The 20,671-nt window shown below is 54.4% G+C and carries 16 protein-coding genes; 11 read left to right on the top strand and 5 right to left on the bottom strand.

Annotated elements, in window-relative coordinates; all coding sequences use genetic code 11:
- Nucleotides 1-7: 7 nt before the first annotated feature.
- Nucleotides 8-469, top strand: a complete 462-nt coding sequence (gene pyrI / locus V6E55_RS19040) for an aspartate carbamoyltransferase regulatory subunit (protein ID WP_028016502.1) — start codon at nt 8-10, stop codon at nt 467-469.
- 74 nt (nt 470-543) lie between these two features.
- Nucleotides 544-930 carry a 2-iminobutanoate/2-iminopropanoate deaminase gene (gene ridA / locus V6E55_RS19035; RefSeq protein WP_014068687.1) on the top strand — a complete coding sequence of 129 codons (387 nt, stop codon included), beginning with the start codon at nt 544-546 and terminating at the stop codon, nt 928-930.
- A 49-nt stretch (nt 931-979) separates the two neighbouring features.
- On the opposite strand, the gene V6E55_RS19030 is transcribed toward ridA, so the two are convergent.
- Both V6E55_RS19030 and mgtA read right to left on the bottom strand, forming a co-directional pair.
- Nucleotides 980-3,364, bottom strand: coding sequence for a beta-N-acetylhexosaminidase (locus V6E55_RS19030; RefSeq protein ID WP_316943628.1), 2,385 nt, complete (start codon nt 3,362-3,364; stop codon nt 980-982).
- A 133-nt stretch (nt 3,365-3,497) separates the two neighbouring features.
- Entirely contained in the window at nt 3,498-6,206 is a 2,709-nt protein-coding gene (mgtA, locus tag V6E55_RS19025; RefSeq protein WP_316943627.1) for a magnesium-translocating P-type ATPase, read from the bottom strand.
- Between the two features lie 388 nt (nt 6,207-6,594).
- On the opposite strand from mgtA, the gene treR reads away from it, so the two are divergent.
- The 4 genes from treR (at nt 6,595) to V6E55_RS19005 (ending at nt 11,670) form a co-directional block, all read left to right on the top strand.
- Nucleotides 6,595-7,542, top strand: coding sequence for a trehalose operon repressor TreR (treR, locus tag V6E55_RS19020; protein ID WP_114979587.1), 948 nt, complete (start codon nt 6,595-6,597; stop codon nt 7,540-7,542).
- Nucleotides 7,543-7,670: 128 nt separating this feature from the next.
- Nucleotides 7,671-9,089 (top strand): PTS trehalose transporter subunit IIBC, encoded by a 1,419-nt coding sequence (treB, locus tag V6E55_RS19015; RefSeq protein ID WP_129997140.1) that lies wholly within the window; start codon nt 7,671-7,673, stop codon nt 9,087-9,089.
- Nucleotides 9,090-9,140: 51 nt separating this feature from the next.
- Nucleotides 9,141-10,784 (top strand): alpha,alpha-phosphotrehalase, encoded by a 1,644-nt coding sequence (treC, locus tag V6E55_RS19010; protein ID WP_236920978.1) that lies wholly within the window; start codon nt 9,141-9,143, stop codon nt 10,782-10,784.
- 139 nt (nt 10,785-10,923) lie between these two features.
- Entirely contained in the window at nt 10,924-11,670 is a 747-nt protein-coding gene (locus V6E55_RS19005) for an oligogalacturonate-specific porin KdgM family protein (protein ID WP_236920977.1), read from the top strand.
- Here V6E55_RS19005 and V6E55_RS19000 read toward each other — a convergent pair.
- Nucleotides 11,665-12,336: a MurR/RpiR family transcriptional regulator gene (locus V6E55_RS19000; RefSeq protein ID WP_236920976.1), complete on the bottom strand. Its 672-nt coding sequence runs from the start codon at nt 12,334-12,336 to the stop codon at nt 11,665-11,667. The genes V6E55_RS19005 and V6E55_RS19000 overlap by 6 nt on opposite strands.
- Before the next feature lie 178 nt (nt 12,337-12,514).
- On the opposite strand from V6E55_RS19000, the gene V6E55_RS18995 reads away from it, so the two are divergent.
- From V6E55_RS18995 to nrdG, 5 genes are all read left to right on the top strand, one after another.
- Nucleotides 12,515-13,912 carry a PTS fructose transporter subunit IIC gene (locus tag V6E55_RS18995; RefSeq protein WP_316943625.1) on the top strand — a complete coding sequence of 466 codons (1,398 nt, stop codon included), beginning with the start codon at nt 12,515-12,517 and terminating at the stop codon, nt 13,910-13,912.
- A gap of 10 nt (nt 13,913-13,922) precedes the next feature.
- Nucleotides 13,923-16,520, top strand: a complete 2,598-nt coding sequence (locus V6E55_RS18990) for a glycoside hydrolase family 38 C-terminal domain-containing protein (RefSeq protein ID WP_236920974.1) — start codon at nt 13,923-13,925, stop codon at nt 16,518-16,520.
- 1 nt (nt 16,521) lies between these two features.
- Nucleotides 16,522-17,088 (top strand): fructose PTS transporter subunit IIA, encoded by a 567-nt coding sequence (locus V6E55_RS18985; RefSeq protein ID WP_236920973.1) that lies wholly within the window; start codon nt 16,522-16,524, stop codon nt 17,086-17,088.
- A 377-nt stretch (nt 17,089-17,465) separates the two neighbouring features.
- On the top strand, nt 17,466-19,604 hold the full coding sequence (nrdD, locus tag V6E55_RS18980; protein ID WP_236920972.1) for an anaerobic ribonucleoside-triphosphate reductase: 2,139 nt from the start codon (nt 17,466-17,468) through the stop codon (nt 19,602-19,604).
- Between the two features lie 55 nt (nt 19,605-19,659).
- The gene (gene nrdG, locus V6E55_RS18975; RefSeq protein ID WP_316943623.1) at nt 19,660-20,124 is read left to right on the top strand and encodes an anaerobic ribonucleoside-triphosphate reductase-activating protein; all 465 of its coding nucleotides are present in this window, start codon (nt 19,660-19,662) and stop codon (nt 20,122-20,124) included.
- Between the two features lie 3 nt (nt 20,125-20,127).
- On the opposite strand, the gene V6E55_RS18970 is transcribed toward nrdG, so the two are convergent.
- The gene (locus V6E55_RS18970; RefSeq protein WP_028016494.1) at nt 20,128-20,412 is read right to left on the bottom strand and encodes a type II toxin-antitoxin system RelE family toxin; all 285 of its coding nucleotides are present in this window, start codon (nt 20,410-20,412) and stop codon (nt 20,128-20,130) included.
- Nucleotides 20,402-20,644, bottom strand: a complete 243-nt coding sequence (locus V6E55_RS18965; RefSeq protein ID WP_114979597.1) for a type II toxin-antitoxin system RelB/DinJ family antitoxin — start codon at nt 20,642-20,644, stop codon at nt 20,402-20,404. The genes V6E55_RS18970 and V6E55_RS18965 overlap by 11 nt, the downstream gene beginning before the upstream one ends.
- Nucleotides 20,645-20,671: the final 27 nt, after the last annotated feature.

Raw genomic sequence — 20,671 nt, 5'->3', positions numbered from 1 at the left:
AACGACAATGACACACGATAACAAACTCCAGGTTGAAGCCATCAAGCGTGGCACTGTGATTGACCACATCCCTGCACAGGTGGGCTTTAAGTTACTGACGCTGTTCAAATTGACCGAGACTGACCAGCGCATCACCATCGGTCTGAATCTGCCGTCAGGCGAAATGGGTCGTAAAGACCTGATCAAGATTGAGAACACTTTCCTGACCGATGAGCAGGTGAACCAGCTGTCCCTGTATGCGCCGGACGCCACCGTCAACCGCATCGACGAATATGAAGTGGTCGGCAAATCCCGTCCGAGCCTGCCGGAACGCATCGAAAGCGTGCTGGTCTGCCCGAACAGCAACTGCATCAGTCATGCTGAGCCGGTTTCTTCCAGTTTTGCAGTGAAAAAACGCGCTGATGACATCGCACTCAAATGCAAATACTGCGAAAAAGAGTTTTCTCATTATGTGGTGCTGGCCAACTAATTGAGGTTGGTAAAGGATCCCGGCCTCCCTATAATGGCCGGGAACATTTAATCAGCTGTTATTCTGGAGAAATCATGACCAAAGTACTCGCGACGGAAAATGCACCAGCGGCTATCGGCCCATACGTTCAGGGCGTTGATCTGGGTAGCATGATTATTACCTCTGGCCAGATCCCGGTGAACCCGAAAACCGGCGCTGTGCCGGAAGACGTGGCGGCACAGGCGCGTCAGTCGCTGGAAAACGTGCAGGCAATTGTGGAATCTGCCGGTCTGAAAGTTGGCGATATCGTGAAAACCACCGTTTTCGTGAAAGATCTTAACGATTTCGCGACCGTTAACGCCACTTACGAAGCCTTCTTCACCGAGCACAACGCGACATTCCCGGCGCGCTCCTGCGTGGAAGTTGCACGTCTGCCAAAAGACGTGAAAATCGAAATTGAAGCGATTGCGGTTCGTCGCTAATTCGCTTTTGCGATAAAAAAGGCAGCCTGGCTGCCTTTTTTGTTGCCTGCTATTGGTTGCGCGTCGCGCGCAGCAGCGTCTCCAGCGGATAAACCGCCGCAATCACCACTTCATCCTGAACCTTCGCCGCGTTATCCAGCTCGCGTTGAATCGACGCAATCTCCTTATCATCCAGCGTCCCCTGACGGGCCACCAGATCCGTCAGCCTCAGACCAATGGAGGCAAGCTTGTCTACCTCCTGGATCACCGGTTTCATCGCCTGCAACTGGTAGCTATTTTCGCTTAACGCCAGCGCATCGCTGGTGTTGCTCTGCCAGCGGTTGAAGACGTGACGCAGCGCGTCAGCACTTTCCGTGTCTTCTGCATCGCTGACCAGACGGTCAGCCCATTTGTTCATCTGGCGCACGGTGGTGCTTTCGGCGTTTAGCGCATCAGCGAACCGGTTAAGCGGCTCAAACTGATGATAGTTTCCGGCCTGGAACTTCAGATGTTGACGCGTGTAATACTGTGCAGGCTCTACCGCCTGGGCGAGGATTTGCAGCGGCAAGGTGTCGGCATTGTTCGCCAGCCGCGTGAACTGCACCTGCTGCTGGGTATGCTGCTGCAACCCGACCGATACCGTCGACCAGCTGTCCATTGCCTGCAGACGGGTATACATGTTGTCGACATCGTTGACGTCCTGCGCGGACCACAGCCGCTCCGCCACCGCAAAAGTACGCGGCCACAGGCGGATATCCAGCACCGGTGCCACCACGTTTTCCGCCCACAGCGCGGCTTCACCACCGAGCAGGTTGGCCTGATTCGCTACGTCCGGCACGACAGGCGGAATGCCTTTCGGCACGTCGTCCAGACGCGCGCCGCTAATCGGGTAGCGCGTATTCCCCACAAGGAAATAACCACTCAGCTTGTCGTTATCAACGGAAACCACTGGCCGCGTTTCGCCCATCCAGGTGTCGACGGTGAACGTCACCTGGCTGTCATCACGCCATTCAATATCCTGCACCGCGCGGCGGGACTTCCCGGCGAAATCAATAAACCCGCGCCAGCCAGATTCCCCTTTCACCAGGGTAAAGCTCCCCTCTACCGGCTTACCTTTCAGACGCGGCATGGAGAAGGCCCAGCTCTGGACGCTGTCGGTGTCGGCAATCACATCCACACCGTTTAATCCCTGCGGGACGATTTCATTGCGATAGTGATAGGCCGTGGACTGAGGCTGGTCGAGATAGAAGCCCGTCGAGAGAATACCTTTGTAACCGCTTTGTGCCACCTGCCCCAGCGCGTCCTGCCCCTGCCAGGACTGGATCAGAATGCTTTTTGGCAGATCCGGGTGGAAAATCTCGTCCCAGCCGACCATCTGGCGGTGATGTTTTTCAAGGATCGTTTCCAGCTTGCGGTTGAAATACGCCTGCAATGCGTGGCTGTCCGCCAGTTTGTGATCGCGCATAAACTGTTGAATGGCCGGGTTCGCTTTCCACTGGCTGTCATCCACCTCATCACCACCGATATGCAGATACGGATCGGGGAAGATCGCTGCCAGTTCGCTGACCATCGCATCGGCAAAAGCATAGGTTGCGTCTTTAGTGGGATCCAGTACCGGCTTGAGCACGCCCCAGTTACGCTCCATTTTGTATGGCCCCGGCGCACTCATCAGTTCCGGGTAAGCCACGGCAATGGCCGACGCATGGCCTGGCATGTCGATCTCTGGCACCACACGAATACCGCGCTCGGTCGCATAGCGAACGACCTCGCGCATCTGCTCAGGCGTGTAAAACAGCCCGTCGCTGGCAAGCTGAGTGAGCTTAGGATAACGCGTCGAGCTGAAGCGCCAGCCCTGATCGTCGGTCAGGTGCCAGTGCAATACGTTAAGTTTTGCGGCAGCCATACCGTCGATCTGGCGCTTGATGTCCGCCAACGGGATAAAGTGACGTGCCGAATCGAGCAGCAGCCCGCGCCACGGGAAGCGCGGCGAATCTTCAATGGTAACCCACGGCAGCGAGGTGTTTTCCGCTCCGTTCTGCATCAGCTGGAGCAGGGTTTCCATGGCGCGCAATGCGCCGAAACGGGTGTTGGCGGAGATATCGACGCCGCTGGCATCCACCGTCAGCTTATAGCTTTCATCGCTATCCGGCAGTGGCTGTGGCTTGACCTTTCTGGCGATGGCAATGCGGATGGTCGGTTTTTCCGGCTTTTCAGCCTGCGGCTGGAGCGTCCTGCCCGTTTGCAGGGCGATACGCTGGCGAAGGCGGTTGACGGCGTCACCGAGATCGTCCCCACTGACGCTAATGGAAACGTTGTTGCTGAGCACCAGCGTGCCCTGGGTTGTCGGGCGTTCGACCTTAGCAGGCCAGGGCATCAGAGGGAGATCGCCTGCCGGGGCGGCAAACGCGGAGGCGCCGAGCATCAGCCCGGCGCTTAAGAGACTGTACCGTAACATGAATGTTCCTTATCTGACGGGCCAAATAAAGGCAAAACATTCTGTTAACATGCGCTCAATTTGTCGTCAAGTGAATGCGCCGACGGAGATCACAGGTTGTTGAATTTGGGAGGAAAGCCACCCGGCGTAGGTTTTACTGCCACCCATACCGACGCGCATAGAACCCTTTCACCATCTGCGTCAGCACCATATAACCCGCAAGGATCGCCACCAGCCACGGGAAGTAGCTCAGCGGCAGCGCCTGCAACTGCAGGTAGCTCGCCAGCGGCGAGAACGGCAGCGCGATCCCAAGCACCATCACAATCCCCGTCATCACAATCAGCGGCCATGCGGCACGGCTCTGGATGAACGGAATGCGGCGAGTACGGATCATATGCACAATCAGCGTCTGCGACAGCAGCCCCACCACAAACCAGCCAGACTGGAACAGCGTCTGGTGTTCCGGGGTGTTGGCGTGGAAAACAAACCACATCAGGCAGAAGGTCAGAATGTCAAAGATGGAGCTGATTGGGCCAAAGAACAGCATAAAGCGCCCCAGATCAGCCGGGTTCCAGCGCTGTGGCTTCTGGATCTGCTCGTCGTCCACGTTATCAAACGGGATCGCCACCTGAGACACATCGTACATCAGGTTCTGGATCAGCAGATGCAGCGGCAACATTGGCAGGAACGGCAAAAATGCACTCGCCACCAGCACGCTGAAGACGTTACCGAAATTGGAGCTGGCGGTCATTTTGATGTACTTGAGCATATTCGCAAAAGTACGACGCCCTTCGATAACCCCTTCCTCCAGCACCATCAGGCTCTTTTCCAGCAGAATGATGTCTGCCGCTTCGCGGGCAATATCCACTGCACCATCAACGGAGATGCCAATATCCGCTGCTCGCAGGGCAGGCGCATCGTTGATGCCATCGCCCATAAAACCCACCACGTGGCCTTCACGACGCAGCAGGGTGACAATACGTTCTTTGTGCATCGGTGTCAGGCGGGCAAACAGCGTGGTGTGCTGCGCCAGTTTTGCCAGTTCGTCGTCGGACAGGTGCTCAATATCGCTCCCCACCACCACATCACCCGCGTCCAGTCCCACTTCGTGGCACACCTTCGCCGCCACCAGTTCGCTGTCCCCGGTGAGGATTTTCACGGTAATCCCGCTCGCTTTCAGCGCTTTTAGCGCGGGTGCGGTGGTCTCTTTCGGCGGATCGAGGAAGGCGATGTAACCCTCGAGGATCAGATCGGATTCGTCGATACGCTGATAATCCCCCTCGCGGGCTGGCAGGAATTTACTCGCCACCGCCACCACGCGCAGCCCCTGACGGTTCAGGTTGTCAGTGACACGCTTGATGCGGCGCAGCATGGTGTCGTCCAGCGGCACGATGTCACCGTTATAGCGCACCTGCGTTGACACATTCAGGATCTCCTGCAGCGCGCCTTTGCAGATCAGCTGATGGACATTCGCCTGCTCACTCACCACCACCGACATACGGCGGCGCTCGAAGTCGAACGGGATCTCATCCACCTTCTGCCAGCGGCCGGAGAGCGTGCGGGCAGACTCTTCATCCACCCCTTCCAGTACGGCGACGTCGAGCAGGTTTTTCAACCCGGTCTGGTAGTGGCTGTTGAGCCACGCGCTGTGCAGGACACGCTCGCTGGTTTTGCCGGAGATATCGGTGTGGTTCTCCAGCACGATTTTGTCCTGCGTCAGGGTGCCGGTTTTATCGGTGCAGAGAATGTCCATCGCGCCAAAGTTTTGAATGGCGTCGAGGTGTTTAACGATCACTTTCTGTTTAGAGAGCTTCACCGCCCCACGCGCCAGCGTAGAGGTCACAATCATCGGCAGCATTTCCGGCGTTAAGCCGACGGCCACGGATAGTGCAAACAGCGCCGCTTCCCACCAGTCACCTTTGGTGTAGCCGTTGATCAGCAGTACGATCGGCGTCATCACCATCATAAAGCGGATCAGCAGCATGCTGACGCGACCAATCCCTTTCTGGATGGCATTAGGTTCACTCTCCTGCTCGCTGACACGCCCGGCAAGCTGACCAAACCAGGTGTTGCCCCCGGTAGCGGTAACTATCGCCTGCGCCGTACCGCTCACTACCGTGGTACCCATAAAGCACAGAGTGTCACATTCCAGCGGGTTCATCTGCTGTGGGTCGCGGGTTCGCGCCACCTTTTCGACAGGCAACGATTCCCCGGTCAGGGAGGCCTGCGCAACGAACAGATCGCGTGCCTGAATGATGCGTAAATCCGCCGGGATCATATCCCCTGCTGCCAGCTTCACCAGATCGCCCGGCACCAGTTGGTCGATGGGCAGTTCCACCCAGGCGTTTTCGCCGAGATCATTAATCACGCGCGAGACGGTCGCGGTGTTGCTGACCATCGCTTTCAGGGCATCCGCTGCTTTGGTGGAACGGGCTTCCTGAATAAAGTTCAGCAGCGTGGAGATCCCCACCATCAGGGCAATCACACCTGCGGCAAACAGATCTTCCGTGGCATAAGAGATGATGCCGAGCACGGTCAGCAGCAGGTTGAAGGGGTTACGGTAGCAGAGCCACAGATGCCCCCACCACGGAGACGGTTTTTGCGCCGGGATCTGGTTATCGCCATGCACGGCACGGATTTTTTCCACTTCGGCCGCATTCAGCCCTTCCGGGTGTCCGCCAAAGGCGCGCCAGACTTCGTTTTCATCCATTGCTGCCACATTCAGGCAGCGCTCGGTCAGAGAAGCGGGGATCGCCGCACCAGCCATGTTTTTGGCATTGGGCAGCGGGTCGCGCTGAACCAGGCGATGTGGCAGGTGGCGGCTTAACAGGGCCTGTAGTTGCCGGGTAATATTTTTAAACATAGTCATTCCTCCGCATCCGCAAACGCGGACGCAGCATTTCCTTCAGGCGTGGCAAGGCCGTACCTGGCAGGCACTTAATTTTTTAAGCAGGAACGCTGATAACGTTGCTGCCTCACACCGGTGAGACAGCAAAAGGCTGGCTTACCGGAAAGAACGTCTTCTCCCGTTCAGGAGAGGTGTGGGATCGGGATCCATGAAGCCTCCGGTAAGTAAAAAACAGGGTGTCGCCGCGCAGTATAAGGATTTAGGCGTACCCTTTGTGATGGTTCGGGCGGTATTATACTCCCCTGCAAATAAACCGAACGTAAACCAGACTTTGCCCATAGCGAAATCGTGCTCAGTCATTAGGCTCAATTAACCACTTTGTCGTTGTTACAGGGAATACAGCATGCAGAACCGCCTTACGATTAAAGACATCGCGCGTTTAAGCGGCGTGGGGAAATCCACCGTGTCGCGCGTGCTGAACAACGAAAGTGGCGTCAGCGAGCGTACGCGTGAGCGTGTTGAAGCGGTGATGAATCAGCACGGTTTTTCCCCTTCCCGCTCAGCGCGTGCCATGCGTGGACAGAGTGATAAGGTGGTGGCCATCATTGTTTCGCGTCTGGACTCTCTGTCTGAAAACCTCGCCGTTCAGACCATGCTGCCCGCCTTCTATGAACAAGGCTACGATCCGATCATGATGGAGAGCCAGTTCTCTCCCCAACTGGTTGAAGAGCATCTGGGTATGCTTCAGCGACGCAACATTGACGGCGTGGTGCTGTTTGGTTTTACCGGCATTAAAGAGGAGATGCTGAAACCCTGGCAGCCTTCGCTGGTGCTGCTGGCGCGCGATGCCCACGGTTTTGCCTCCGTTTGCTATGACGACGAAGGCGCGATTATCACCCTGATGCAGCGACTGTTCGATAAAGGTCATCGCCACATTAGTTTCCTCGGCGTGCCGCACGCGGACGTCACTACCGGCAAACGTCGTCATGAGGCCTACCTGGCATTTTGCAAAAAGCACAACCTCTCTGCCGTGGCCTCCCTGCCTGGGCTGGGGATGAAACAGGGCTACGAGCAGGTCGCCAGCGTCCTGACACCACAGACCACCGCGCTGGTATGTGCCACGGATACCCTGGCGCTGGGTGCGAGCAAATATTTGCAGGAACAACGCATCGACGATCTGCAGGTCGCGAGTGTGGGCAGCACACCGCTGATGAAGTTCCTGCACCCGGAGATCATCACCGTCGATCCGGGCTATGCCGAGTCCGGCAGACAGGCCGCCACACAGTTGATCGAGCAGATCAACGGGCGAACTGAACCGCGCCAGATCGTTATTCCCGTCCACCTCTCTTAACCCTCGTTAATCGGTTTATTGTGATCTTCGCCTGATTTCGGGAACGTTCCCATTTTCGCCGTCACGCTGAAGGAGTAGGCTTGCGCTCAGGTCATTACCCCCCTCAACATCTGTCATGAGGTTTCATGATGAGTAAAGTCAAACAAGCAGATATCGATCAGCTGATCGTCCTGGTCGGCGGGCGCGAAAATATCGCGACAGTCAGCCATTGTATTACCCGCCTGCGCTTCGTGCTGAACGATCCGGCCAAGGCTAACCCGAAAGCCATTGAGGAACTCTCCATGGTTAAAGGCTGCTTCACTAACGCCGGGCAATTCCAGGTCGTTATCGGTACCGAAGTGGGCGATTACTATCAGGCTCTGCTGGCGACTACCGGGCACTCTTCTGCCGATAAAGAGCAGGCAAAGAAAGCCGCGCGCCAGAACATGAAGTGGCATGAGCAGCTGATTTCCCACTTCGCGGAAATCTTCTTCCCACTGCTGCCAGCGCTGATCAGCGGGGGCTTAATTTTAGGCTTCCGTAACGTCATCGGTGATGTGCCGATGAGCGACGGTAAAACCCTGGCGCAGATGTACCCGGCGCTGAAAACCGTTTATGACTTCCTGTGGCTGATTGGCGAAGCGATCTTCTTCTATCTGCCAGTCGGGATCTGCTGGTCCGCCGTGCGCAAAATGGGTGGTACGCCAATTCTGGGTATCGTACTGGGCGTCACACTGGTCTCTCCACAGTTAATGAACGCTTACTTACTTGGTCAGCAGGTGCCGGAGGTGTGGAACTTTGGTCTGTTTACCATTGCTAAAGTGGGCTATCAGGCGCAGGTCATTCCGGCGTTGCTGGCAGGTCTGGCGCTGGGCTTCATTGAGACTCGCTTAAAACGCATCGTCCCGGATTACCTATATCTGGTGGTGGTTCCGGTTTGCTCACTGATTATTGCCGTATTCCTGGCGCATGCCTTTATTGGTCCGTTTGGCCGCATGATCGGCGACGGCGTGGCCTTCGCGGTGCGTCACCTGATGACCGGCAGCTTCGCGCCGATTGGTGCCGCGCTGTTCGGTTTCCTGTACGCCCCGCTGGTGATCACCGGTGTACATCAGACCACGCTGGCCATTGATATGCAGATGATTCAGAGCCTCGGCGGCACGCCGGTCTGGCCTATTATCGCCCTGTCTAACATTGCGCAGGCGTCTGCGGTAACCGGCATCATCATCGTCAGCCGTAAACATAACGAGCGTGAAATCTCTGTTCCGGCTGCCATCTCCGCCTACCTCGGCGTCACCGAACCGGCGATGTACGGTATCAACCTGAAATACCGCTTCCCGATGCTCTGCGCGATGATCGGTTCCGGTCTGGCTGGGCTGGTGTGCGGTCTGAACGGCGTAATGGCGAACGGTATCGGTGTTGGTGGTCTGCCGGGCATTCTCTCCATCCAGCCCGCTTTCTGGCAGGTGTTTGCCCTGGCGATGGCCATCGCGATTATCGTCCCAATGGCGCTCACCACCGTGGTTTACCAGCGTAAGTTCCGTCAGGGCTCGCTGCAGATTGTTTAACTTTATCTTTCGGGGCGCAGTTGCGCCCCTTCGCATTTGCAGGAACGCATTATGAATACCCTTCCTCACTGGTGGCAGAACGGCGTCATCTATCAGATCTATCCAAAGAGTTTCCAGGACACCACTGGCAGCGGCACCGGTGATTTACGCGGCGTGACGCAGCGTCTGGACTACCTGAAAACCCTCGGTATCGACGCCATCTGGCTGACGCCGTTTTATATCTCCCCGCAGGTGGATAACGGCTACGACGTGGCGAATTACACCGCCATCGATCCCGCCTACGGCACGCTGGATGATTTTGACGAACTGGTCGCCAGGGCGCATGAGCGCGGCATTCGCATCGTGCTGGATATGGTGTTTAACCATACGTCAACGCAGCATGCCTGGTTCCGCGAATCACTGAATAAAGAGAGCCCGTACCGCCAGTTTTATATCTGGCGCGACGGTACGCCGGAGCAGCTTCCCAACAACTGGCGCTCCAAGTTTGGCGGCAATGCCTGGCGCTGGCATGCCGAAAGCGAGCAGTATTACCTGCACCTCTTTGCCCCGGAGCAGGCGGATCTCAACTGGGAAAACCCTGAAGTGCGCGCCGAACTGAAAAAGGTGTGCGAGTTCTGGGCCGATCGCGGCGTGGACGGCTTACGTCTCGACGTGATTAACCTGATCTCAAAAGATCAGGATTTCCCGAATGACGAGACGGGTGATGGCCGCCGTTTCTACACCGATGGGCCGCGCATTCACGAATATCTGCGGGAGATGAGCCGCGATGTCTTTACGCCGCGCAATCTGATGACGGTGGGCGAGATGTCCTCGACCTCGCTGGAAAACTGCCAGCAGTACGCCTCTCTTGATGGCAGTGAATTGTCGATGACCTTTAACTTCCATCACCTGAAAGTGGATTATCCCGGCGGCGAAAAGTGGACGAAGGCGAAACCGGACTTCGTGGCACTCAAAACGCTCTTCCGTCACTGGCAGCAGGGCATGCACAACAAAGCCTGGAACGCGCTGTTCTGGTGTAATCATGATCAACCGCGCATCGTGTCGCGCTTTGGTGACGAAGGGGAATACCGCGTTCAGGCTGCGAAGATGCTCGGCATGGTGCTGCATGGCATGCAGGGCACACCGTATATCTATCAGGGTGAAGAGCTGGGCATGACCAACCCGCACTTCAGCCGCATCACTGATTACCGTGACGTGGAAAGTCTGAATATGTTCGCCGAACTGCGGGCGCACGGGCGCGATCCGCAAGCGTTACTGGCGATTCTGGCGAGTAAATCACGCGATAACGGCCGCACGCCAATGCAGTGGGATGCTTCGCATAATGCGGGCTTTACCGAAGGTGAGCCGTGGATTGGTGTGTGCGACAACTACGAGACAGTTAACGCCCGCGCCGCGCAGGATGACCCGGATTCGGTGTTTTACACCTATCAGTCGTTGATTAGCCTGCGTAAAACCCTGCCGGTGCTGACGTGGGGTGATTATGAGGATCTGCTGCCTGAACACCCTTCCCTCTGGTGCTATCGCCGCCAGTGGCAGGGACAGACGCTGATTGTGGTGGCGAACCTCAGCGGCGAGAGCCAGACATGGGACGATGATATCCTGCACGGAGAATGGCAAAGGGTGATGAGTAATTACGCACAGCCACTAACCACAACGCTTCGTCCCTTCGAAGCCGTCTGGTGGCTACAGAAATAAAAACGCGATGAGACGGCATTAAGGCCGTCTCTTTTTATGACCAGGTTTAACGATACGTTAAATGTACGACGATAACTTTTACAATCAATCGCGGCCAAAATAAAAATAGCCTGCCAATTAAATAACCCGGCAGGATATTATGAAAAACATCATTATTAAAGCAACATGTATTAGCGCATTATTCATCAGCGGTCAGGCGTGGTGTGGAAATACCTCTGTCGACCTTCGCTTTGGGCATAACACACGCTCCGATGTAAATGATTCACGTATTAAAGTCATGCATCAAGCCGATAACGGTTTTTATTTTTCCGTTGAAGCCGCGCAAAATCACAACGATACATTTTTTGGCGATACAGACCGATATAATCCTGATGACAAAGGATTAACAGAAGCTGCACAGGAAATTGAAACGCGCTGGCGTTTTGACCTGGGCAACGGCTATGCTGTCGCACCCGGAATGGTGACGGTGTTTACTGCCAGCAATACGCATTACCGTCCCTTTATCCAGGGCTGGAAATCCTTTGATAATGGACTCAACCTGTCAGCACGTTATCGCTATAACACCGTCAACGACGCCCACAGCGACAAACAGTTAGATGGCAGTGGCTACACCCGTCGTGAATCGCATCAGTTTGATGTGTGGTTTGCGTACAACATCGGCAAATTTGGTATGTCCTATAATCCGCGCTTCCGCTGGCAGGATAATGTGGATCAGGGCACTGGGGATGACACCTACTGGGAGCATACCCTTGCCTTCAACTACAAACTCGATGATGGTTGGACGCCCTACGTCGAACTGGTATCACTGGATAAAACCTACATCAATGATGACGGCAACCATGAAAATGACTACGCCGTTCGACTGGGCATTGTGAAAAAGCTATAACTCCCCTGACACCGTATCGTGCTGCAAGAGTCTGCAGCCGATACGGTCAACGGCGCTAAGCAGCTCCAGCTGGCCTTCTCGCTGGTAAAGCGAAATAGCATTCATATCAATCTCTAAAGGCCAGCACAGCGTGGACAGTGTCGCCAGCATGGAGTGCCGGCGGGTAATGGCGACGACTTTAAGCCCCTTACGCAGCGCGTTGCGCGCCATTTCGATCAATGACTGCGTCTCACCCGATTTGCTGATCAGGACCAGCGTGCCTTTTGACACGCGCGTAAGCTGATGCATGTCGTTCAAAATCAGATGCGGCAGGCTCGCGAGCGAAAGAAAGCGGGACAGGTAATTGAGGCTGGTCAGCGATGCCCCGCGAGCATAGAGATAAATATGGCTGGATTGAATAAGTAAAGCCGACACATTCTCAACAATCCCTTCACCCTCCTCGCATAAGACAGGCTGTAACGGTGCTGCCGTACAGTGATCGCGTAAAAAGCGATACCGCAGCTCGGTATAACTTTGATACCCCATTTTTTTACAGACACGATTAACAGAGGTTGTCGTGGTATAGGTATCGCGAGCGATCTCTTTAGCCGATATATTAGAAATATTTTGTGCATGATATTGAATGTATTCAAATATCAAACGTTCGCTTCCCTGAAAAGAATTCATACCATCCATCCTTTAACAAAACACAGTAATACTATCAGTTTCCTCCCGCACATGCTGGAAGGCGCTTCACATATTATCTTTATGAGTATCATGGTACGTAATAAGTATTAGCAAACATTAATGGCTATTTTTGTTTCTCATTATACTGCCGCTATTTTCATAGCCAGGAATGATTACCATGACGAAACAAAAAATTGTTGCAGTCACTGCTTGCCCGACGGGAATTGCCCATACCTTTATGGCGGCAAATAAAATTACCGCGTGGGCGAAACAACACGACCTTGATGTGAAGGTCGAGACCCAGGGAAGTGATGGGGTTAAAAACAGACTCACCCCGCAGGATATCGCCAGCGCCAGTGCCGTAATCCTGGCAACCGATGTCCCCATCCAGGATGCGGAGCGTTTCGAAAACATCCCCCACCTCCAGACCCGTACTCAGGAACTGATTAAGCATACTGACCGCTATTTGCGTCAGGCGCTGGCAATGGATAAAGCCACGACCCAAATCGCGTGTGACGCGGAAACCCAGCGCTCGGCATATCAAATTTTTATCGGTCATATTATGGCGGCCATCAGTTACATGTTGCCGGTTGTCGTTATGGGTGGGCTCATGATGGCGACTGCCAAGATTACCGGTCAGTTTATCGGCATCGAAAACTCGCCATTTAGCATGCTGGATAAACTTGGCTTTTTGACCATCAAGTTTATGTATCCGGTCTTCGCCATGTATCTGGCCTTCTCTATCGCGGGAAAACCGGCTCTGATACCGGGACTGATCGGCGGGATTATGTCGGACGAGGTATATAAACGTTTCTTTGATATCGAAAACTTTATGCCTTCGGGGTTTTTCGGCGCTATCGCTATCGGTTTTTTTGTGGGCTATCTCGTGCGCTGGCTCAATGACACCATTCACGTCAGGCAACAACTCACGACGATTAAAACCATGCTAATCGTTCCGCTCATCACCGGCATAACGCTGGTAATGGTGATGGAATACCTGATAAACCCTGTATTTGGTTCACTTAACCAGCTCATGGTGACCTTTTTTACCTCCGCTGGTGATACCGGGCGAGGTTTCTATTCGGCGATGATCGCTGCGGGTACGGCATTTGACCTGGGTGGGCCTATCAATAAAGCTGCGGGCTCAGTCGCGCTCGGACTTAACGGTGTAAGCGAAACGTTCGATTTAACCGCGCGTGAACTGGCAATTGTCATCCCATCCATCGGCGTCGGCTTCGCCGCCTTGCTTAACGGTCGCTTTGGCCTTCCCGCCGTGTTTAGCAGTGAAGAGAAAACCGTCGGCAGTACCTCATTACTACTGGGCGTTATCGGTATCTCAGAGGGTGCCATTCCTTTCATTCTGAAAAACCCGCGCCTGATCCCTGTTTTTATGGTTGGCGCAGTCTCTGGCGCGTTACTGGCGATTGCCCTGGGCGTGAAGCAAACCCTTCCTCTGCCGGCGATATGGGGATGGCCGCTGGCGACTAACGTTACGGGCTATCTGTTAAGCGTGGTTGTGGGATCACTGATCTGCGCACTGGGCGTTCTCTATCTCAGCCCAAAGAATACGGACTAAGGACAGCGCCATGAGCCAAATCCATGTTATTGCCCATACACACTGGGATCAGGAGTGGTACTTCACCCATCAGGACAGCACCGTGCTGGCGGCCTATAACTTCGCAGAGGTCATTGCCACACTTGAGCAGGATCCGGCCTACAGCTGTTATCACCTTGATGGGCAAATGGCCGTCGTCGATGACTTCCTGGCGATCAACCCTGACTACGCGCCTCGCCTGCAAAAGCTGGTGCAAGAAAAACGATTGTTTGTCGGGCCATGGTATACCCAAACGGATACCTACAATGTTCACACCGAATCGATGATCCGCAACCTAAAGTACGGTATATCCACTGCACGGGCACTGGGGCACGCCATGCAGGTGGGCTATCTGCCGGATACCTTTGGTCACAATGCCCAAATGCCTGCCCTGCTGCGCGGCTGCAATATCGATAACATCGTTTTCTGGCGCGGCGTAAACCACGATGAACAGGCCGAAAAAAGCCAGTTTCTCTGGTGCGCACCTTCGGGTGCCACCGTCATTGCCTGCGCGATGACAATGGGGTATGGCGCGGCGAAAAACATGCGCCCAGAAATCGCCTGTTTAAAAGATAAAATCTATCCCATCGTCAATCTGATACGCGAACGGGCAGGTATTGCAGACCTGCTGCTGCCCTGCGGCGGTGATCAGGTGAATATTGATCCCACCCTCCCACACACCCTGCAGCAAGCGAGTGCGCATTCGCCCACTCGTGACCACTACCGGATCAGCTCCTTAGAGCAATATGTCGAAAGCCTGCGTCCCCTGAGCAGTGAGCTGGAAATCTGGGAAGGCGAGCTGAAATCACCACGCTATACCCGTATTCACAAAACCATTGGTTCGGTGCGCTACGACATCAAAAAGAAGAATTATGAGATTGAGCAGTTCCTTCTTCGCCAGCTCGAGCCGACCATTGCCCTTGCCAGACACCTCGGTATTGCCGTTAATCTTCCGCTGCTGGACAGCATCTGGAAAATGCTGCTGCGCTGCCACGCCCATGACTCTATAGGAGGCTGTAATAGCGATGCCACCAACCGGGACATTCTCCATCGCCTGGAGCAAACGGAGCAACGCTGCCATAGCCTGTGGAACCTGGTGGTAAAAGCGCTGGCGACGTCCTGCTGTGACGAGAACGATCTCCTGATCGTTAACCCTCTGCCCACCGCCATGACCCGGGTCGTGAAGACCACACTCTATAGCCGCTCTGAAAATATCGCCCTTTCACATCAGGGCAAGTCATTATCGTTTGATGTTCTGGAGCGTGAAGTGCTTCCCGGTGGAAGCGTTATTTCACTCACCTCTGAAGGTGAAAACGAAACAGACCAGCCCCCGTACTATCGCTGGCAAATTGCCGTCGAGGTCCCGCAGTTGCCTCCTGTTGGCTATCTTTCGCTCAACGTTCAGGATGGTACGCATTCTGACAAGCAGAACCCTGGCGAGGCAGAGCCGTCGATTGAAAACATGGCGTATCGACTCGTCCTGGACGCCGGAACGCTGGTACTTGAAGATAAACGCCATAACAGACGGATCACCGACCTTTTTTGCTTTGAAGACTGCGCAGATGCCGGGGACAGTTATGATTTCTCGCCTCTCGCGGGGGATAAACCGATTCGGTGTTCGAATTTCACGTTGATTGATTGCATAAAAACGTCACTCATTGAACGGCTGTTCCTTGAGGCGGTTTTGCATCTACCGCCAGATTTAGCGTCACGCACGCAAGCCTCAACGCAGGCACTTCCCATTCAAATGGTGTGTGAACTGCGTAAGGGCGACCCCAATCTGTATGTCGACATATCACTTGAAAACAACATTCGCGATCACCGTTTACGCTTACTGATTAACAGCGATATCGCCACTCAGCACTCTATCGCTTCCCAGCCTTTTTCACTCATCCATCGTCCGGTCGGACATGATGCAGAGCACTGGCAGGCACGTTTCCGGGAGCTGCCGATTGATATTGAAACCAGCGAGGGCATCATCAGCATTGCGGAACCGGGAAAAGCGTTAGTGATAAACAGCCGGGGAATGAAAGAGTTTCAGGTTTGTGGCGGTCAGTTGGCCAGCATCGCGCTTACGCTGTTCAAATCGACGGGCGTTCTTGGACGTAGCGATCTGGCATGGCGACCGGGCCGGGCTTCGGGTATTAACAATACGGTCGTCGATACGCCGGAGGCACAGTTACTTAAGTCGCTGCACTTTTCCTTTACGCTGGCGCTGGCCGACAACGCTTCGCATACCACCTTACGCCAGCTGGAAAACCTCGCGCTCGGGCAACCTTTTACCTACCAACGACAGACATTACACACTCTTGATAACCGCCTCGATCGTTTTGCCCTGAACTTCAACACTCGTTCTCTTCCGGCGGCTTTCTCATTGCTGGATCTACCGCCGCCTTTAATGCTGTCCGCGCTACCGCCTGCACGCGTCTTGAGTGGAACGGTTGTTCGTATCTTTAACGCCGGAACACAGCCTGTGCCCCTTCCTGCCAGCCTGATGACGCTGACTCAGATTAATTATCTGGAAGAACAGGTTTCACCTGTAACGCACATCCAACCCTGCAGCACTTGCGATTTTCTCATAGAGATCTGATATGAACTTACCTGCTTTGACGCACCCCGACCTGGTGTTTATCAACCCCATAGCCCGTACGCCGGAATCGCTTATTCGACTAATGTCTGAAGCGCTCTACAGACGTCACGTTGTTGACGATGAGGCAGCCTTTATCCAGAGCGTGTTACACCGTGAGAGTGAAGGTCCAACCGCATTAGGTGAAGAGCTCGCCGTTCCACACGGAAAATCCTCCGCCGTTCGGCAGGCAGCATTTTGCATAGCGCTCTTTGATGAGCCGGTGCAGTGGCCCGGCCTTGATGGCGATGAAGAGGTGAGGATTGTGTTCCTGTTGGCCATTCCTGAAGCAGAAGCGGGAACCACCCATATGCAACTGTTGACGGCGCTCACCTCCTCCCTGACGGAAGAAACTCTCCGCACAGACCTTCTTGCGGCTCGCACATCTGAAAAAGTGATCTCCGCATTGTGCGTCACTGAAGCATCCCCGGAAACGGGCCGCACACCAGCCAACAGACTGTTGATTCCGCTGCTGCTGGGCATTATCGCCGCCACTGCGTTTATCAATGCCGGATTGAGCTGGGCAAATTAAGGTTAACAGTAACAGGGCATTCGGTGCGGTTTGCGCTGAATGCCTGTTTTTGTTGAATAATTAATCAAATTTTTCATGCCTGTATTTACAATCGCTGAAGCGCCCGTCGTTTGTACTCTCGTCTTTTTACTTTGTTCTGAATCAAATAAAACGCAAACATGTTTGATGCAAATCACTATATGTAGAACTTAAAATGCACGCCGACCCTACATATTGTATTTATCGTCTACTATTCCAACAACACAACGGCGGCTCAGCTCTCCGGAATTGTGGATAACAAATGTCGGGAACGAGGGAAGTCACTCACCTGGCTGACAATACAGCCTCTGAATACTTCTCCACCTCTGTGGATAACCTGTTTTTAAAATGGAGTGATCATGACACCGCATGTGATGAAACGTGATGGCTGTAAAGTGCCGTTTAAATCAGAGCGCATTCAGGAAGCCATTCTGCGTGCAGCTAAAGCAGCGGGAGTCGATGACGCAGATTACTGCGCCACCGTCGCAGAAGTCGTTAGCAGCCAGATGAATGAACGCAGCCAGGTCGATATCAACGAGATCCAGACCGCGGTTGAGAACCAACTGATGGCGGGCCCCTACAAGCAGTTAGCCCGTGCCTACATTGAATACCGTCACGATCGTGACGTTGAGCGTGAAAAACGCGGCCGTCTGAACCAGGAGATCCGTGGCCTGGTCGAGCAGACCAACTCTGCCCTGCTCAATGAAAACGCCAATAAAGACAGCAAAGTGATCCCGACCCAGCGAGACCTGCTGGCCGGTATCGTTGCCAAACACTATGCCCGCCAGCACTTGCTGCCGCGCGATGTGGTATCGGCGCATGAGCGCGGTGAGATCCACTATCACGATCTCGACTACTCGCCATTCTTCCCGATGTTCAACTGCATGCTGATAGACCTGAAAGGCATGCTGACCCACGGTTTTAAAATGGGCAACGCTGAGATTGAACCGCCTAAATCCATCTCCACGGCCACGGCGGTCACGGCACAGATTATTGCTCAGGTCGCCAGCCACATTTACGGCGGCACCACCATTAACCGTATTGATGAAGTGCTGGCCCCGTTCGTGGCAGCAAGCTTCAACAAGCATCGTAAAACAGCCGAAGAGTGGCAGATCCCGGACGCGGACGGCTACGCACACTCGCGTACCGAGAAAGAGTGCTATGACGCGTTCCAGTCACTGGAGTATGAGGTGAACACCCTGCATACCGCCAACGGCCAGACACCGTTTGTCACGTTCGGTTTTGGTCTGGGCACTAGCTGGGAATCGCGTCTGATCCAGCAGTCCATTCTGCGTAACCGCATCTCCGGCCTCGGCAAAAACCGCAAAACGGCGGTGTTCCCGAAACTGGTGTTCGCCATCCGCGACGGCCTGAACCATAAGTTTGGCGATCCGAACTACGACATCAAACAGCTGGCGCTGGAGTGCGCGAGCAAACGCATGTATCCGGACATCCTGAACTACGATCAGGTCGTTAAAGTGACCGGTTCGTTCAAAACGCCAATGGGCTGCCGCAGCTTCCTTGGCGTGTACGAAGATGAAAACGGCGAGCAGATCCACGACGGGCGCAACAACCTGGGCGTCATCAGCCTGAACCTGCCGCGCATCGCGCTGGAAGCCAAAGGCAATGAGGCCGAATTCTGGAAATTGCTGGACGAGCGTCTGCAGCTGGCGCGCAAAGCGTTGATGACCCGTATTGCTCGCCTTGAAGGGGTCAAAGCCCGCGTGGCGCCAATCCTCTACATGGAAGGGGCCTGCGGCGTGCGTCTGAAAGCGGACGATGACGTGTCTGAGATCTTCAAAAATGGTCGAGCGTCGATTTCGCTGGGCTATATCGGCATTCACGAGACCATCAACGCATTGGCTGGCGACACGCATATGTATGACAGTGAAGTCCTGCGTGAAAAAGGCATCGCCATCGTTCAGCGCCTGCGCGACGCCGTTGATCAATGGAAAGAGGAAACCGGTTATGGCTTCAGCCTGTACAGTACGCCGAGCGAGAACCTCTGCGACCGCTTCTGCCGTCTGGACACCGCCGAGTTCGGGATTGTGGAAGGGGTAACCGACAAAGGTTACTACACCAACAGCTTCCACCTCGACGTGGAGAAGAAGGTGAACCCGTACGACAAGATTGATTTCGAAGCGGCTTATCCGCCAATCGCCAGCGGCGGTTTCATCTGCTACGGCGAATACCCAAACATCCAGCACAACCTGAAAGCGCTGGAAGACGTGTGGGATTACAGCTACCAGCACGTGCCGTATTACGGAACCAATACGCCTATCGACGAGTGCTACGAGTGTGGTTTCACCGGTGAGTTTGAGTGCACCAGCAAAGGCTTCACCTGCCCGAAATGCGGCAACCACGATGCAGCTCGTGTCTCTGTGACCCGCCGCGTGTGCGGCTATCTCGGCAGCCCGGATGCACGTCCGTTTAACGCAGGTAAGCAGGAAGAGGTGAAGCGCCGCGTGAAGCATTTGGGGAATGGGCAGATCGGGTAAGTTCTGCGCAGGGTTCTATCCCTCTCCCTGTGGGAGAGGGCCTAAGGTTAACGCTATGAATTATCATCAATATTATCCCGTCGACATCGTCAACGGTCCCGGCACCCGCTGCACCCTGTTCGTTTCAGGCTGTGTTCATGAGTGCCCAGGCTGTTACAACAAAAGCACATGGCGCGTGAATTCTGGTATGCCTTTCACCACAGAGATGGAAGACAGGATCATTAACGATCTGAACGACACTCGCATCAACCGCCAGGGGATTTCACTCTCCGGTGGCGACCCGCTCCACCCGCAAAACGTGCCGGAAATCCTGAAGCTGGTGAAGCGCATTCGCCGCGAATGTGCGGGAAAAGATATCTGGGTCTGGACAGGCTATAAGCTGGATGAGCTGAATACCGCTCAGAGGGAAATAGTGGATCTGATTAACGTGCTGGTCGACGGCAAATTCGTGCAGGATTTAAAAGACCCGGCGCTGATCTGGCGCGGCAGCAGCAATCAGGTTGTGCATCATCTGTGGTGATCGTTAGAGCCGTTTGTTTGCATCATGATAAACGGCTGCTTTCTCTCTCTTACCGATAGCGATAACAAATACCGTTACAACGTTTTCCTGAACCTGATAGACCAAACGATAACCCTGGGATCTGAGTTTTATTTTGTAGCAATCCGGTAGACCATGCAGGCGGGCCGATTCGACCCTTGGGTTCACCAATACGTCCGCTAGTTTCTTCTTAAACTGGTCTTTTACAGTCTCCCCCAGCTTGCTCCATTCTTTTAACGCCCTCGGATCAAATGCCAGTTCATAAGTCATCCAGACTAACCTTAATTCCCTTTTGCGGATTAGCCAGCCGCTCCCGGACTGCCTGTATCAGTTCATCTTCATTGTCGCTAATGGTGACCGTTTTCACCGGCATACGTCCCGTCTCCGCGACGTACTGAAACAGTAATCGCACGGCTTCCGTTGGGGTGATATTGAGTTTTTCCAGCACGGCATAAGCCTCGTTTTTGAGTTTGTCATCCAGACGGACGTTCAGCGTGGCCATTATGCCTCCAGTAAAATCGAATATGTA

Origin of the sequence: Enterobacter sp. 342, assembly GCF_036663495.1 — a bacterium.
Classification (GTDB): Bacteria; Pseudomonadota; Gammaproteobacteria; order Enterobacterales; family Enterobacteriaceae; genus Enterobacter.
Note: the sequence above shows the minus strand (reverse complement) of the source record. Positions and strands in the feature narration are given on the sequence as shown.

Bases quoted from the DNA above. Each gene is read 5' to 3' on its own strand.
- pyrI (WP_028016502.1), top strand. From the start codon at position 8: ATGACACACGATAACAAACTCCAGGTTGAAGCCATCAAGCGTGGCACT.
- ridA (WP_014068687.1), top strand. From the start codon at position 544: ATGACCAAAGTACTCGCGACGGAAAATGCACCAGCGGCTATCGGCCCA.
- V6E55_RS19030 (WP_316943628.1), bottom strand. From the start codon at position 3,364: ATGTTACGGTACAGTCTCTTAAGCGCCGGGCTGATGCTCGGCGCCTCC.
- mgtA (WP_316943627.1), bottom strand. From the start codon at position 6,206: ATGTTTAAAAATATTACCCGGCAACTACAGGCCCTGTTAAGCCGCCAC.
- treR (WP_114979587.1), top strand. From the start codon at position 6,595: ATGCAGAACCGCCTTACGATTAAAGACATCGCGCGTTTAAGCGGCGTG.
- treB (WP_129997140.1), top strand. From the start codon at position 7,671: ATGAGTAAAGTCAAACAAGCAGATATCGATCAGCTGATCGTCCTGGTC.
- treC (WP_236920978.1), top strand. From the start codon at position 9,141: ATGAATACCCTTCCTCACTGGTGGCAGAACGGCGTCATCTATCAGATC.
- V6E55_RS19005 (WP_236920977.1), top strand. From the start codon at position 10,924: ATGAAAAACATCATTATTAAAGCAACATGTATTAGCGCATTATTCATC.
- V6E55_RS19000 (WP_236920976.1), bottom strand. From the start codon at position 12,336: ATGAATTCTTTTCAGGGAAGCGAACGTTTGATATTTGAATACATTCAA.
- V6E55_RS18995 (WP_316943625.1), top strand. From the start codon at position 12,515: ATGACGAAACAAAAAATTGTTGCAGTCACTGCTTGCCCGACGGGAATT.
- V6E55_RS18990 (WP_236920974.1), top strand. From the start codon at position 13,923: ATGAGCCAAATCCATGTTATTGCCCATACACACTGGGATCAGGAGTGG.
- V6E55_RS18985 (WP_236920973.1), top strand. From the start codon at position 16,522: ATGAACTTACCTGCTTTGACGCACCCCGACCTGGTGTTTATCAACCCC.
- nrdD (WP_236920972.1), top strand. From the start codon at position 17,466: ATGACACCGCATGTGATGAAACGTGATGGCTGTAAAGTGCCGTTTAAA.
- nrdG (WP_316943623.1), top strand. From the start codon at position 19,660: ATGAATTATCATCAATATTATCCCGTCGACATCGTCAACGGTCCCGGC.
- V6E55_RS18970 (WP_028016494.1), bottom strand. From the start codon at position 20,412: ATGACTTATGAACTGGCATTTGATCCGAGGGCGTTAAAAGAATGGAGC.
- V6E55_RS18965 (WP_114979597.1), bottom strand. From the start codon at position 20,644: ATGGCCACGCTGAACGTCCGTCTGGATGACAAACTCAAAAACGAGGCT.